The organism is Streptomyces sp. NPDC059499 (genome assembly GCF_042749285.1).
Classification (GTDB): domain Bacteria; phylum Actinomycetota; class Actinomycetes; order Streptomycetales; family Streptomycetaceae; genus Streptomyces.
The window spans coordinates 643,065-657,292 of the sequence record NZ_JBHYTT010000001.1; the positions used below are offsets into that span (position 1 = coordinate 643,065).

Consider the following 14,228-nt stretch of genomic DNA (forward strand, 5'->3'; position numbering starts at 1 on the left):
GGCGAACCCGGGCCGTCACCTCGCGTGGCGGCCCCGCCCGGGTGACCTGGGCGGCCGGGCGGTTGTCCGGGCCCCGCCGCCGGGCGGTTGTCCGGGCCGTCGCCACCCGGGCGGGGCCCGGGCCGGCCTCAGCGGCCGGCGGTGGCCGTGCGACGGCGCAGGGCGACGAAGCCGATGCCCGCGGCGCCGAGCGCGGCGGCGACGCCTCCCGCGGTCACCAACCCGTCATGGCTCCGCTCGCGCACGGCTCCGGCGGCGACGCCACCTTTCGGGACCACCCTGGTCCCCGTGCCGCTCCCGTCGGCACCGCACCCCTTGGGAAGTTTCGGGAAGTCCGTGACGCCTGCCGGACGGCCGCCGCCCTCCACGGCGGTGCGGAGCTGCGGCGTGGGGCCGTCCGGGTCGAGGATCTCCCCGATGATGCCCGCACGTGCGGGCAGCTCGGGGTGCTTGCGGTCCAGCGTCTCGAACACCCTTCCGTCGCCGAAGCTGCGGAAGACCACGGACGGCCCGGACGGGGCGATGGTCAGAAGGGCCTCGAGCCCCGCTCCGATGTCCTGGTGGATGGTGACCACGCACGTGACCGGGGTCTCCGGGCCCCCGCCGTCGCTGACCGGTGCGACGGTGGCGGTGTCGGCGAACGCCGTGGCCGTGGGGGCCATGGCCGCGCCGGCGAGTGCCGCTGAGGCTGCTGTGACTGCTGCGGCGCGAAGGGCGAGGCGACGGCGCGAGGTGGTGAGAGACATGGACGACTCCGTGAGGAAGGGCGGCCTCATGGGCCTGCGGGAGGCGAACGTGCGGCGGAAGAAGGGAGGTTCTCAGAACGCGTCCGTCGGGACGTACGTCCCCCAGACCTCCCGCAGAGCGTTGCAGACCTCGCCCACCGTCGCCCGCGCCCTCAGCGCGTCCTTCATCGGATAGAGGACGTTGGCCGTGCCCGCCTCGCTCCCCGCCGCCTCCTTCAGCTGGGCCAGCGCCGCGTCCACCGCCCCCTGGTCGCGTTCGGCCCGGAGTTTCGCCAGCCGGGCAGCCTGCTGGGCCTCGATGGCCGGATCGACCCGGAGGGGTTCGTACGGCTCCTCCTCGTCGAGGCGGAAGCGGTTGACTCCGACGACGACACGTTCGCCGCTGTCGGTCTCCTGCGCGATCCGGTAGGCGCTGCGCTCGATCTCGCCCTTCTGGAAGCCGCGCTCGATGGCGTTGACCGCGCCGCCCATGTCCTCGACCTTGAGCATCAGTTCCAGGGCTGCGGCCTCGACGTCGTCGGTCATCCTCTCCACGACGTACGAACCCGCGAAGGGGTCCACCGTCGCCGTGACGTCCGTCTCGTACGCCAGGACCTGCTGGGTGCGCAGGGCCAGACGGGCCGACTTGTCGGTGGGCAGGGCGAGGGCCTCGTCGAAGGAGTTGGTGTGCAGCGACTGCGTACCGCCCAGTACCGCGCCCAGGCCCTGTACGGCGACCCTGACCAGGTTGACCTCGGGCTGCTGCGCGGTGAGCTGCACGCCCGCGGTCTGGGTGTGGAAGCGCAGCATCAGTGACTTGGGGTTCTTCGCGCCGAACTCCTCCCTCATCACCCTCGCCCAGATCCGGCGCGCGGCACGGAACTTGGCGACCTCCTCCAGGATCGTCGTGCGGGCCACGAAGAAGAAGGAGAGACGCGGGGCGAAGTCGTCCACGTCCATGCCGGCCGCGACGGCGGTACGGACGTACTCGATGCCGTCGGCCAGGGTGAACGCGATCTCCTGCGCCGGCGAGGCGCCCGCCTCCGCCATGTGGTACCCGGAGATCGAGATGGTGTTCCACTTCGGGATCTCGGCCCGGCAGTACTTGAAGATGTCGGCGATCAGCCGCAGCGAGGGCTTCGGCGGGAAGATGTACGTGCCGCGGGCGATGTACTCCTTGAGGACGTCGTTCTGGATGGTGCCGGTCAGCGCGTCCGCCGGGACGCCCTGCTCCTCACCGACCAGCTGGTAGAGCAGCAGCAGGAGGGCGGCGGGCGCGTTGATGGTCATCGAGGTGGAGACCTCGTCCAGCGGGATCCCGCCGAACAGGACGCGCATGTCGTCGATGGAGTCGATCGCCACACCGACCTTGCCGACCTCACCGGAGGAGATCGGGGCGTCCGAGTCGTGCCCCATCTGGGTGGGCAGGTCGAAGGCGACCGACAGGCCCGTCGTGCCGTGGGCGATCAACTGCCGGTAGCGGGCGTTCGACTCGGTGGCCGTGCCGAATCCCGCGTACTGCCGCATCGTCCACGGCCGGCCGGTGTACATCGTCGGGTAGACACCGCGCGTGAAGGGGTACGCACCCGGCTCGCCCAGCTTCTCCGGGGCCTTCCAGCCGTCTAGGGTGTCCGGCCCGTACACCGGCTCGATGGGGAACCCCGACTCGGACTCACGCGTCATGTCCTGCGCCTCCGCTCAAGCCACCGTTCGGCCACCGACGTACCGGCGGGGGTCCGCGCACCGGGACCTTGCTCACAGCACGCCCCGGGGCCTGGACTCACCTTCCCCATCATGCGCAGGATTCGGCAACCGGGCAGGACGGGAATCCGTCTCATGAGATATCCGCGCCACGAGATTCCGGGAACCGGTGGGCGAACCAGGGGGACGAGATGAGACGCACAGGTACGAACAGGCGTGCAGGAAGAACGCGCACTGCGGCAACGGCATGCGTCGGCGTCCTCGCCCTCGCCACGCTGACGGCGGGCTGCAGGGCCGAGCCGGTCGGCGCCGCCGAGCCCACGGCCGCACCGAAGGCCCCCTCGACGGCCGCGAGCCCCACGGACGACGCCAAGCCGAGCGGCCCGGCGACTCCGTCCTCCCCCGAGACGAAGCCGAGCAGGAAGCCCGCACCGCGGCCGAAGACCCTGATGTCCGTCGGAGACCGGAGCAAGCAGGTACGGGAGCTCCAGGCCCGGCTGCGCCAGATCGGCCACTTCGACCGCAGACCCACCGGGTACTACGGCACCGCGACCGTCGCGTCCGTGAAGTCCTTCCAGGGCAAGCGGGGCCTGTCGCGTACGGGGAGGACCGACACCGTCACCTGGCAACGGCTGCTCGGGATGACGCGGAAGCCGACTGCCCAGGAGCTGGATCCGCCGACCGACAGGCCGGCGGCCGAGCCGGACGCTCGCTGCATGACGGGCCGGGTCCTCTGCATCAGCAAGAACAGCCGCACCCTGTCGTGGATGATCGACGGCCGGGTCGTCTCGTCGATGGACGTGCGGTTCGGCTCGCAGTACACGCCCACCCGTGAGGGCACGTTCTCGGTGTACTGGAAGTCCCGTCACCACGTGTCGACCATCTACGACTCGCCCATGCCGTACGCGATGTTCTTCAGCGGGGGCCAGGCGGTGCACTACTCGTCGGACTTCGCGGCCCGCGGCTACAGCGGAGCCTCGCACGGCTGTGTGAACGTCCGGGACGAGGGGAAGATCGCCTCGCTCTTCGCCCAGGTGAGGAACGGCGACAAGGTCGTCATCTATTGGTAGCGGCTTCAACGAAAAAGGGCGCGAGCGGGACCGGGGGAACGTGTCCCGCCCGCGCCGGTTGCGCCGAGCCGAAGGTACGGGGGGAACCCCGGCTCAATGCGCGGCCGATGACCAGTCGGCTCACTTACTACTGCGCCAAGGCCTCGAAAAACGTCACACTTGTCGGCCGAGGGCCACTCCAAGGTGACATCAGCGCAGGTCAGCGGGTGGATTCGGCGACGTCGACCGACGAGGACCGCGTGTCCGCGCCGCCCTGCGGCTCGTCCTCCGCGGGAGGTGTGCGGAAGGAGATCGACGGGAGCGAGCCCTCGGTTCCGTCTCCCGTGCCCTTGCCGCCGTCGGTGCCGTCCGAACCGTCCCCGCCACCGCTGCCGTCCTCGTCGAGGAGCCGGTCGCAGAAACGCTCGAGGTTGCGTTCGCCCTTGGCCAGCCGGATGAGCCAGCGCTCGCTCGCGGCGCTGAGGGTGCCCTCGCGGTAGGCACGGCAGGCCCGGACGGACCTCTCGTACAGCTCACGGGCGTTCTCGGAGTCGGCGTTGTCGGAACCGCTCGGGCCGCCGGTCCCGTCGGGCGTCTCCCGGCCGTGCCCGCCGTCCTCGGAACCGTCCTGGTCCGCGCCGCCCTCCCGGTCGCTGTCGCCCCGGTCCGTACCGCTGCCCGTTCCTCCGTCCTGGCCGGTCAGCCCGTCGCCCGGGTCCGTTCCGGTGGCCGCCCCGCCGGGTGTCCCGGAGGCGTCCGGGAAGGCGGGCGAACCGGACGGCAGGGGCGAGGGCGTGCCGCCGTCGGGCAGTTCGGCCCCCAGTTCCTCCGGGGAGGCCGCCGCCGACACGGACGTGGCGGGGACCGGGGAGACCTGGCCGCCGAACGGCGCCGGGAGCACGCCGGTGCCCGCGGCGACCGCCACTCCGCCGAGCGCACATCCGGCGAGCGAGACGGCGAGGCCGTAGCGCACGGGACGGCTCCAGCGGGGCCGCCGGGACGGGGCGGAGCGCGTGGCCCCGATCCGTACGGTGTGCAGGGCGTCCTGTTCCCCCGCGATTCCGGCTCTCACCGCGCCGTCCCGCTTCCTGGCACGGGAGGTCTCGCGGAAGGCTGCCAGCGCGGTCGACTCACCGGGCAGTTCGGCACCCGAAGGGCGCGGGGTACGCGCGGACCGCAGTGCGGCCTCCAGCCGCCGGGCCTCTTCGCGGGCGTGATCGTCGACGGGCTCGACGGATTCGCCACGGAGAAGAATCTCCGCCGCGTCCGCGTCAAGCCACTCGTACCGCTCGTCGGCCATCACATGTCCTTCTGCGTCCACGGACGCGAATGCGTCACACCGGCGGGCGCCGCCACACCGTTGCGGGCGGGGCGCTGCGCGGGCACGGCACCGAGTCCGGTACCCGCCGCCGGAATCTCTTCGTCCGGGCCGTTGTCCGCGCCGACGAGCTCCGCCAGCCTCTTCAGTCCCCGGTGCGCGGCCGTGCGTACCGCACCGGGTCGCTTGCCGAGGGTCTGCGCGGCACTCTTCGCGTCCAGCCCGACCACGACACGGAGCACGACAGCCTCGGCCTGGTCCTGCGGCAGCTGCGCGATGAGCGAAAGAGTACGGCCTGTGCCCAGCGACTCCAGCGCCTCGCCCGCCGTATCGGACTCGGCGGCCTTCCCGGCCAGCTCGGTCTCGTCGCCGCCGATGGCCGGCCGTCGGCCACGCATCCGGATGTGGTCCAGCGACCGGTTGCGCGCGATGCGTGCGGCCCAGCCTCGGAACCGGTCGGCATCCCCGCTGAATCGGTCGAGGTCACGCGCTATCTGCAGCCAGGACTCCGAAGCGACGTCCTCGGCGTCCGGCTCCCCCACCAGCGTCCGTATGTAGCCCAACAGGCGCGGTTGCACAGCGCGGTACACAGTACGGAAGGCGTCCTCGTCCCCGTCCTGTGCCGCGAGCACCGCGGCAGTCAGCTCCGCGTCGTCCCCCAGCACTCCCTCAACCCGCCCTGCTGATCTGAATCGCAGCTGGTCACCACTGCTGCGCCACTCTGCGCGACTCAGCACGCTACGTGGTCGGACGGTGTCACGTCCATGACTTGTACAACCCGCAACTGTCTCCTGACGCAGCGAGGTGTGACAGAAAACGCACCCACGGCGCTGAGATGAGTACGGGGCCGCTGTGCGGCCCCGTGGAAGACGACCGGGGCCTCTCCTGTGGGGGGTGGCGGCCCCGGTCGTCGTCCCCTCTCACTCCTGTCCCCGAGGCGCCGCGGTGTCAGACCCGGCCGCGCGCTCTGCGTGACATCACCGCGCGCAGCACCCGCTGGCCCTCGGTCGACAGGTCGAGCGCGCGGCGCAGGCCCGCTCCGCCGCCCACGGTTCCCGCGGTCTCCGCGAGGGTCTCCAGGATCTCGATCTGACGGCGGACCTCACCCGTGACGAGCGGCCCGCTGCCCTGGAGGTCGCCGCTGCGGCAGCGCTCCAGCTGCTCGGTGCCGCCGGCGGCCGGGAAGTCGAACCCCCGGTGGATGTCCAGCGCGACGAGCGAGCAGGCGTCCGCCCACGCACGCAGGGGCTCCACGGCGAATTCGCCGGGCGCGGCGGCGAGCATCGCGCGGACACGGATCGCCGGAGTGTCTCCGGCCACGGGCGCGTCCCCCGCCCCCTCGGCATCGCCGTCCAGCGATGCCCGGACGGCCGCGAGCCGCGTGGCCCACTCCTCGCCGCTCCCGCAACTCGCCCAGAGCGGGCGCAGCGGCTCCTGTTCATCGCCTTCGGCCGGGGGCGGCAGGCAGCGGTCCAGGCATGCGAGCCCGCTCGCCGCCAGCCCTCGCTCGTCGGCAAGAGCGATCAGCTCCAGCAGGCTCATCGGCGTCTCCCCTCGGTCAGGACACAGCGGAACGCTGTGCTCCCTGTTATCGCGTACTGCGTCAGATGGCTGAAAAGCGTCACTCTCGCGACACGGGAGAACACGCTGAGACTCAGTCAGACGGGCTCTCGATGCCCAGACGGTCCAGAAAAGCGAAGAAAAGCGGCTCGGCGAGCGACTCGGGATGTTCGACGCGCAGGAGTTCGAGCAGGGGGCCTTCGAGGACTCCGCGGCCTGATTCCGACGCCCACTGGACGGCCCGGGCAGCAGCGTCCTCGGGCGGCAGGAAGAGGTCCTCGAGCGTGATGCCCTCCGGACCGAGATGCGCGGCCATGGGTGCCCGCCCCAGACAGGCGTACCAGGATCCGCTCTGCGGCGCGGCCGCCTCCACGACCACGCAGGCACTGTTCATGACGAACCCGAAGAGGACGGGCGCCCGTAAGGATTCGGCGAGTGCGGCCATGGAGCCGAGGGGCGGCTCGCTCGGGTGGGTCCAGACCTGCCAGCCGTCCGCCCGGTACTGCCGCAGGGTCAGCCGGTCCGCCACGTACCGCAGTGCCGGATGGCCGGAAAGCGGCTCACCGCTGCGGCCCACCAAGTAATAGCCCCAGAACCCCACATCGCGCTCCCCCCGCGGTCCGGGGTGCCATTCTGCCCGGCGGACGCGGCGGGAAAGCGCGAAATCGGGTCAACTCAGGACGGGACGGGACCGGTCGCGGACTGCTCCCTGAGCGGGTACGCGCCGAGGGCCACCCTCTCCCCCTGCATCGCGGTCAGCTTGCGCACGAAGAGGATCGCGAGGACGGCGGCGACGATGTCGAACAGGTCGGAGGCAATGAGCGCAACCACGGCATCCACGATCTCCTGCGGCATCACGGCCTGCGCGTAGAGCCGATCGGCGACGCGGCTGAAGACCGCCGACAGGATCCAGGCAGTCCACCAGAGGTTCAGCGGTGTCTGCGAGACCGTGCGCCGGCTGCCGTCCGTGTCGGTACCGACGCTCCCCGCCCAGATTCCGGCGGCGATCCGGCGCGGCAGCCAGAGGTTGCCGATGGGGACAAACCAGGCGCCGACCGCCCAGCCGGGCTTCATGCGCTGCTGACCGGCGTCGAACACCTCGGCGTTGCGCCGGACCCGGCGGAACCAGATGAGGAAGACGACAGCGGTGGCCAGCATGGCCATGGTCTGCAGACTGCCGGCGAAGCCGTACAACAGGTTGGCGTAGGCCTGCGCGTCGTTGCTGACGTACGCGCGGTCACCGGAGAGGGCCGTGGCGTATCCACTGCGGACGTTCAGCCCGGCGACGACCGCCAGGAGGTCGGTGGCGATGACGATCCCGAGCAGGACGACGACTGCCCTGGCGAGCACGACGGGTGAACGCAGCAGGTGCCACGTCTCCTGAGCCGGAGCCGGGGTCGCGGCCATCAGTCCGTGCGGTGGTGAGAGGTACAGCGCCGCGCAACGGGTGCAGCGACCATCGGTGGACACTACGGGTCTCGTACGGCATTTGGTGCACAGCATGGAGCGGAACCCCCAGGATTCGTCAGGAACGCATGAGCCGCGCGCCCCTCCCCAGGGCGCGCGGCTAGCGGAACCTAACCTCCCGCGGCGTCGCTGTCCACGGAGTTGCCGATCAGCCCGACGTCTCGACCTCGTCCGCCAGCTTCTGGAACTGCGCCCAGGTCAGCGTCGGTTTGCGTGGGTCCCACAGCTTCTGGGAGACCGCGTTGAGCGGCATCCGGATGCCGTCGGCCACCTGCTGCGGGGTCTGTGCGTTCGGCAGGTCCCCCCAGACCGCGAACCGGCCGCCGAGGATCTGCTTCGAGTAGCGCTCGGGCACCGGCTGGGTGCCCCGCAGGACGAACGGGGTCCACTGCTCGTAGATCCGCTGCCCCGTCGGATAGACGAACTCGTTGGGCTGGCCGAGTACGTAGTAGAGGTACTCGTCGTTGAGGTTGATCACATCTCGGCCCTCGGCCAGGTACTCCTCGGGCGGCCGGGCGCCGATCTCCTTGCCCGTCCAGTACTCGACCTCGATGCCCTTGTGGGCGGTGACGGTCCCTCCGCTGAAGAAGCCGTCGTTCCAGGCCTTCGGGATCTTGTCCGCCTTACGGATGACGGCGGCGCGGTCGTTCAGCCAGCCCTCCGCCAGGTCCTGGATGGTGGCGTCGTCTCCGTACTTCTCCCGCGCCGCCGCGGCGAGCTGAGGGTACGAGGCCTGCGGGCTGCTCACCGTCAGCGCTTGGTACTCGTCGGCGCCGACGTGGAACCAGTCGCCGGGGAAGAGCTCGGCGTACTCGTTCAGCAGGTCGTCGACGATCTGCGCCGATTCGGGATCGGAGATGTCGATGGCTCCCTGCCGTGCGACGCCCTGGGTGTTGCGCAGTTGCAGGTCGGGGTGCGCACGCAGGACAGCGCCCAGGTGTCCCGGGGAGTCGATCTCGCCGACGATCGTGATGTGGAGGCTCCGCGCGAGCTTCACGATCCGGCGGACCTCGGCCTTGGTGAGGTGCTGCTCGGAGACGACTTCGGGGTGCGTGTCGGACTCGATCCGGAAGGCCTGGTCGTCCGAGAAGTGCAGGCCGAGCTGGTTGAGCTTGATGTCGGCCATCTCGTGCAGCCGGGCCTCGATCCATTCGGCGCTGTAGTGCTTGCGGGCGATGTCGAGGTTGAGACCGCGCTGCGGGCGGTCCGGGGTGTCGCGCACCACGCCCTCGGGCATGGTCCCGGCGGCGTTCAGCGACTGCTTGAGCGTGCGGGTCCCGTAGAAGACGCCCGCCTGGTCGTGGCCGCTGATCGTGACGCGGTCGCCCGCCGCCTTCAGGGTGTACGACTCGGGGCCGCCCTTGGCTCCGAGTGCCAGCTCGACGTCGTCGGCGCGGGCCGCGGCCTCACCCCGGTAACGGATCTTCAGCTCCTTGGCGAGCAGCTTCGCCTCGTCGGCGAGCTCCTCGTCACCGTCGGCGATGACGACCGTGCTGTTCTCCGCCGGTTTCCAGCCGGGGCCGCGGGCGGCGGTGTGCGAGCGCACCGCGGGTACGGTCTCGGGCGCCGTGGAGAGCGGGTAGCTGCGGCTCGGCGAGGGGGAGGCGGATGTGCGGGAGGAAGCCTGCGCGCCGCCCTGGTTCCCGGGGCCGGAGCTCTCGGGCCAGACGATGACGGTGAGGGTGACGGCGGCTGCCGCCGTGACGGCGGCTCCGGCCACCAGGGCTCCACGTGAGGGCGACATCGGTCAGAATCCTCCGGATCGAGGGGAGAAACAGATCAACAATGGGGAGATAGTCGGGCATTCTCCTCAGCGTTACGTCCATCAAGCGTTCCGAAACTCTCCCGTCCGGGTGAACTTCGCGCATGGCTCGGGTACCCGAAGCCCTGCCTCGCTAGCGTGGCGGCACATACGTCTCACTGTTCGCTCTCTCCCCCCACGCAACCTCGTTGCTCTCCGGCCCCTCTCCAGGGTCGAAGTCGTCGTTCAACCGAGGAGTCCCGCTGTCCAGGTCCAGCGAGTCCCACGCCGGCCTGCCGAAACCGCCGCAGCAGGCCGGGCGGACAGCCATACCCGTCCAGAGCCGCGGTACCGCCCCGGCCCCGGTGGAGGCCCCGGTTCCGGATCCAGTCTCGGCGAGTACGCGCGCGAGTGCCCACTCGAGCGGACTCGACCGCTTCAACACATGGCCCCGCGAGGTCGCCGAGGCCGCTCTGCTGGAGTGCTGCGGCAGCCGCCGCTGGGCCGTTCGCATGGCCGCCCACCGGCCCTACCCGGACCTCGGCGCGGCTCTCGCCGCGTCGGACGAGGCGGGCTACGACCTCGCTCCCGCCGACATCGCCGAGGCGCTCGCGTCCGAGAGCGCCCCCTGCCTGCACCACGCCGCGCCCCGCGCCGCCCATCTGGCGCTACGGGCGGCCCATGCCGCGTACGAGAGTCGCTTCGGCCACGCGTTCGTGATCTGCCTGGACGGGTGGCTGCCCTCGCAGCACGTGGACCAGGTGCTGGCCGCGATCCGTACCCGGCTGGCGCACGACCCCGACGAGGAGCGGGCCCTCACGGCGGAGGAAATGCGGCGACTCGCCCGGGGCCGCATCATCGAGCTGGTGACGGACGCGGGGCGGGCACGGAGCCCGTTCTGAAAGGTGGCATATGGACTGCGGTAGCCCGTCCGTGCCTGTTTGATTGCCACTTTGATCACACCAGAGGCCCCGCCGCCATGGAACCGACAAAGCGTCGCTACGATGGCCAGGGCCGGTGGACCGTACCCGGCCGGGTCAGACCGACAGTCAAGCCGGCCGACCCCAATCCCCGCTCCCGGAGGGTTCTTCCGTGCCGGCTGGAACGCTGTACCGCGGCCGGGAAGGCATGTGGTCCTGGGTGGCTCATCGAGTCACCGGTGTCCTCATTTTCTTCTTCCTGTTCGTACACGTCCTGGACACCGCTCTCGTGCGTGTCTCCCCCGAGGCGTACGACGACGTCGTGGCCACATACAAGACACCGCTCGTCGCGCTTCTCGAATACGGCCTGGTGGCCGCGATTCTCTTCCACGCGCTGAACGGTCTTCGTATCGTCGCCGTGGACTTCTGGTCCAAGGGCCCGCGCGTTCAGAAGCAGATGCTCTGGGCCGTCCTGGGTATCTGGGTCGTGCTGATGGTCGGGGCCCTGTACCCCGTCCTCGGACACGCCGTACGCGAAGTCTTCGGGAGCTGAGGCCAATGTCCACCGAGACACCTTCCTCCGCGATCGGCGACGTCGAAGCCGTGAGCCTGTACGACATCGACAACCCGGCTCCGGTGATCGAGCCCCCGCGCAAGCGCACGGGCAAGTCCCCCAAGGGCTCACGCACCAACTTCGAGATGTACGCCTGGCTCTTCATGCGCCTGTCGGGCATCGTGCTGGTCGTTCTCGTCATCGGTCACCTGCTGATCCAGCTGGTGCTGGACGGCGGCGTCTCCAAGATCGGCTTCGCCTTCGTGGCGGGCCGCTGGGCCTCGCCGTTCTGGCAGGTCTGGGACCTGGCGATGCTGTGGCTCGCCATGCTCCACGGCGCCAACGGCCTCCGTACGGTCATCAACGACTACGCCGAACGGGACAACACCCGCTTCTGGCTGAAGATGCTCCTGTACACCGCCACGGTGTTCACCGTCCTGCTGGGCACGCTGGTGATCTTCACCTTCGACCCGAACATCCGCTAGGCGCCGGGACAGAGGGACCAGAGGAAACCATGCAGATCCACAAGTACGACACCGTCATCGTCGGCGCCGGCGGCGCCGGCATGCGCGCGGCCATCGAGTCGACCAAGCGCAGCCGTACCGCCGTGCTGACGAAGCTCTACCCCACCCGCTCCCACACGGGCGCGGCGCAGGGCGGCATGGCCGCCGCGCTCGCCAACGTGGAAGAGGACAACTGGGAGTGGCACACCTTCGACACGATCAAGGGCGGCGACTACCTGGTCGACCAGGACGCCGCCGAGATCCTGGCGAAGGAGGCCATCGACTCCGTTCTCGACCTGGAGAAGATGGGCCTGCCCTTCAACCGCACGCCCGAGGGCAAGATCGACCAGCGACGCTTCGGCGGCCACAGCCGTAACCACGGCGAGGCCCCCGTCCGCCGGTCCTGCTACGCCTCGGACCGCACCGGCCACATGATCCTCCAGACGCTGTACCAGAACTGCGTCAAGGAGGGTGTGGAGTTCTTCAACGAGTTCTACGTCCTGGACCTCCTGCTCCAGGAGGTCGACGGCGTCAAGAAGTCCGCCGGCGTCGTCGCGTACGAGCTGGCCACCGGTGAGATCCACGTCTTCCAGGCGAAGTCGGTCATCTTCGCCTCCGGGGGCACCGGCAAGTTCTTCAAGGTGACCTCCAACGCCCACACCCTGACCGGTGACGGCCAGGCCGCCGCGTACCGCCGCGGGCTGCCGCTGGAGGACATGGAGTTCTTCCAGTTCCACCCGACGGGCATCTGGCGCATGGGCATCCTGCTGACGGAGGGCGCCCGTGGTGAGGGCGGCATCCTCCGCAACAAGGACGGCGAGCGCTTCATGGAGAAGTACGCGCCCGTCATGAAGGACCTCGCGTCCCGTGACGTCGTGTCCCGCTCCATCTACACGGAGATCCGCGAGGGCCGCGGCTGCGGTCCCGAGGGAGACCACGTCTACCTCGACCTCACGCACCTCCCGCCGGAGCAGCTGGACGCCAAGCTCCCGGACATCACCGAGTTCGCGCGTACGTACCTCGGTATCGAGCCCTACACGGACCCGATCCCGATCCAGCCGACCGCGCACTACGCCATGGGCGGCATCCCGACCAACGTCGAGGGCGAGGTGCTCGCCGACAACACGACCGTCGTCCCGGGCCTGTACGCCGCCGGCGAGGTCGCCTGTGTCTCCGTGCACGGCGCCAACCGCCTCGGCACCAACTCGCTCCTCGACATCAACGTCTTCGGACGCCGGTCGGGCATCGCCGCCGCCGAGTACTCCGCGAAGAACGACTTCGTCGAGCTTCCCGAGAACCCGGCGCAGCAGGTCATCGACCAGGTCGAGCGGCTGCGCAACTCGACGGGCACCGAGCGCGTCGCCGCGCTCCGCCTGGAGCTGCAGGAGTGCATGGACGCCAACGTGATGGTGTTCCGCACCGAGCAGACGATCAAGACGGCGGTCGACAAGATCGCCGAGCTGCGCAAGCGCTACCTCAGCGTGTCCATCCAGGACAAGGGCAAGCGGTTCAACACCGACCTGCTGGAAGCCGTCGAGCTGGGCAACCTGCTCGACCTGGCCGAGGTCATGGCGACCTCCGCGCTGGCCCGCAAGGAGTCCCGCGGCGGTCACTACCGCGAGGACTACCCGAACCGCGACGACGTCAACTTCATGCGCCACACCATGGCGTACCGCGAGGTCACCGCCGACGGCACCGAGTCGATCAGGCTCGACTACAAGCCGGTCGTCACGACCCGCTACCAGCCGATGGAGCGTAAGTACTGATGGCTACCCCCACCCTGGAGAAGTCGGACAAGGCTCCCGAGCCCGAGGCCGGCTTCGCCGACACCCCGTACATCACGGCCACGTTCCGGATCCGCCGCTTCAACCCGGAGGTCTCCGACGAGGCGCAGTGGCAGGACTTCCAGATCCTGATCGACCCGAAGGAGCGTGTCCTCGACGCCCTTCACAAGATCAAGTGGGAGCTGGACGGCACACTGACCTTCCGGCGCTCCTGCGCGCACGGGATCTGCGGCTCCGACGCGATGCGGATCAACGGCAAGAACAGGCTCGCCTGCAAGACGCTGATCAAGGACATCAACCCGGACAAGCCGATCACGGTCGAGGCCATCAAGGGCCTCACGGTCCTCAAGGACCTCGTGGTCGACATGGACCCGTTCTTCCAGGCCTACCGCGATGTCATGCCCTTCCTCATCACCAAGGGGAACGAGCCGACCCGTGAGCGTCTGCAGTCCTCCGAGGACCGCGAGCGCTTCGACGACACCACCAAGTGCATCCTGTGCGCCGCGTGCACGTCCTCGTGCCCGGTGTTCTGGAACGACGGCCAGTACTTCGGCCCGGCGGCGATCGTCAACGCGCACCGCTTCATCTTCGACTCGCGTGACGAGGGCGGCGAGCAGCGCCTGGAGATCCTCAACGACCGTGACGGTGTGTGGCGTTGCCGCACGACGTTCAACTGCACGGACGCCTGCCCGCGTGGCATCGAGGTCACCAAGGCGATCCAGGAAGTGAAGCGCGCGCTGATCACGCGTCGCTTCTGACCCAAGAGTCGCTCCGGCTCCGCCGGTTGTCACCGAGAGGCCCCGTTTCGCGCACGGACTGTGCGGGAAGCGGGGCCTCTTGGTGCGTCACGGGGGCATGGACGGTACGGTCATGCGGAGTCGGTGACCGGCTCGCCACTCCCGGCGCA

General features: G+C 69.8%; 14 protein-coding genes. 6 read left to right on the forward strand and 8 right to left on the reverse strand.

Going from position 1 to position 14,228, the window contains the following annotated elements:
* Positions 1 to 128 precede the first annotated feature (128 nt).
* The gene (locus ACFW9O_RS02995) at positions 129 to 746 is read right to left on the reverse strand and encodes a hypothetical protein (protein ID WP_384604351.1); all 618 of its coding nucleotides are present in this window, start codon (positions 744 to 746) and stop codon (positions 129 to 131) included.
* 72 nt (positions 747 to 818) lie between these two features.
* On the reverse strand, positions 819 to 2,408 hold the full coding sequence (locus ACFW9O_RS03000) for a methylmalonyl-CoA mutase (RefSeq protein WP_384604353.1): 1,590 nt from the start codon (positions 2,406 to 2,408) through the stop codon (positions 819 to 821).
* 209 nt (positions 2,409 to 2,617) lie between these two features.
* On the opposite strand from ACFW9O_RS03000, the gene ACFW9O_RS03005 reads away from it, so the two are divergent.
* Positions 2,618 to 3,496: a L,D-transpeptidase family protein gene (locus tag ACFW9O_RS03005; RefSeq protein ID WP_384604355.1), complete on the forward strand. Its 879-nt coding sequence runs from the start codon at positions 2,618 to 2,620 to the stop codon at positions 3,494 to 3,496.
* 199 nt (positions 3,497 to 3,695) lie between these two features.
* On the opposite strand, the gene ACFW9O_RS03010 is transcribed toward ACFW9O_RS03005, so the two are convergent.
* The 6 genes from ACFW9O_RS03010 to ACFW9O_RS03035 all read right to left on the reverse strand — a co-directional run bounded on the left by ACFW9O_RS03010 (position 3,696) and on the right by ACFW9O_RS03035 (position 9,564).
* Positions 3,696 to 4,775 carry a hypothetical protein gene (locus ACFW9O_RS03010; protein WP_384604357.1) on the reverse strand — a complete coding sequence of 360 codons (1,080 nt, stop codon included), beginning with the start codon at positions 4,773 to 4,775 and terminating at the stop codon, positions 3,696 to 3,698.
* On the reverse strand, positions 4,775 to 5,458 hold the full coding sequence (locus tag ACFW9O_RS03015) for an RNA polymerase sigma factor (protein WP_351169882.1): 684 nt from the start codon (positions 5,456 to 5,458) through the stop codon (positions 4,775 to 4,777). The genes ACFW9O_RS03010 and ACFW9O_RS03015 overlap by 1 nt, the downstream gene beginning before the upstream one ends.
* Before the next feature lie 283 nt (positions 5,459 to 5,741).
* A complete protein-coding gene (locus tag ACFW9O_RS03020; RefSeq protein WP_384604360.1) occupies positions 5,742 to 6,335 on the reverse strand; it encodes a hypothetical protein in 594 nt (197 codons plus the stop codon).
* A 112-nt stretch (positions 6,336 to 6,447) separates the two neighbouring features.
* The gene (locus tag ACFW9O_RS03025) at positions 6,448 to 6,954 is read right to left on the reverse strand and encodes a hypothetical protein (protein WP_351169888.1); all 507 of its coding nucleotides are present in this window, start codon (positions 6,952 to 6,954) and stop codon (positions 6,448 to 6,450) included.
* Between the two features lie 74 nt (positions 6,955 to 7,028).
* Positions 7,029 to 7,823, reverse strand: a complete 795-nt coding sequence (locus tag ACFW9O_RS03030) for a DUF4328 domain-containing protein (RefSeq protein WP_384604362.1) — start codon at positions 7,821 to 7,823, stop codon at positions 7,029 to 7,031.
* Between the two features lie 145 nt (positions 7,824 to 7,968).
* Positions 7,969 to 9,564, reverse strand: a complete 1,596-nt coding sequence (locus ACFW9O_RS03035) for a glycoside hydrolase family 20 protein (RefSeq protein ID WP_384604365.1) — start codon at positions 9,562 to 9,564, stop codon at positions 7,969 to 7,971.
* Positions 9,565 to 9,926: 362 nt separating this feature from the next.
* On the opposite strand from ACFW9O_RS03035, the gene ACFW9O_RS03040 reads away from it, so the two are divergent.
* From ACFW9O_RS03040 to ACFW9O_RS03060, 5 genes are all read left to right on the forward strand, one after another.
* Complete coding sequence (locus tag ACFW9O_RS03040; protein ID WP_384604367.1) at positions 9,927 to 10,463, forward strand: 2-oxo-4-hydroxy-4-carboxy-5-ureidoimidazoline decarboxylase; 537 nt, start codon at positions 9,927 to 9,929, stop codon at positions 10,461 to 10,463.
* Between the two features lie 190 nt (positions 10,464 to 10,653).
* On the forward strand, positions 10,654 to 11,034 hold the full coding sequence (sdhC, locus tag ACFW9O_RS03045; RefSeq protein WP_329208111.1) for a succinate dehydrogenase, cytochrome b556 subunit: 381 nt from the start codon (positions 10,654 to 10,656) through the stop codon (positions 11,032 to 11,034).
* 5 nt (positions 11,035 to 11,039) lie between these two features.
* On the forward strand, positions 11,040 to 11,519 hold the full coding sequence (locus ACFW9O_RS03050) for a succinate dehydrogenase hydrophobic membrane anchor subunit (RefSeq protein WP_384604370.1): 480 nt from the start codon (positions 11,040 to 11,042) through the stop codon (positions 11,517 to 11,519).
* A 29-nt stretch (positions 11,520 to 11,548) separates the two neighbouring features.
* On the forward strand, positions 11,549 to 13,303 hold the full coding sequence (gene sdhA / locus ACFW9O_RS03055; RefSeq protein WP_351169903.1) for a succinate dehydrogenase flavoprotein subunit: 1,755 nt from the start codon (positions 11,549 to 11,551) through the stop codon (positions 13,301 to 13,303).
* The gene (locus ACFW9O_RS03060; RefSeq protein WP_329208115.1) at positions 13,303 to 14,079 is read left to right on the forward strand and encodes a succinate dehydrogenase iron-sulfur subunit; all 777 of its coding nucleotides are present in this window, start codon (positions 13,303 to 13,305) and stop codon (positions 14,077 to 14,079) included. Before sdhA ends, ACFW9O_RS03060 begins: the two co-directional genes overlap by 1 nt.
* The last annotated feature ends 149 nt before the right edge of the window (positions 14,080 to 14,228 follow it).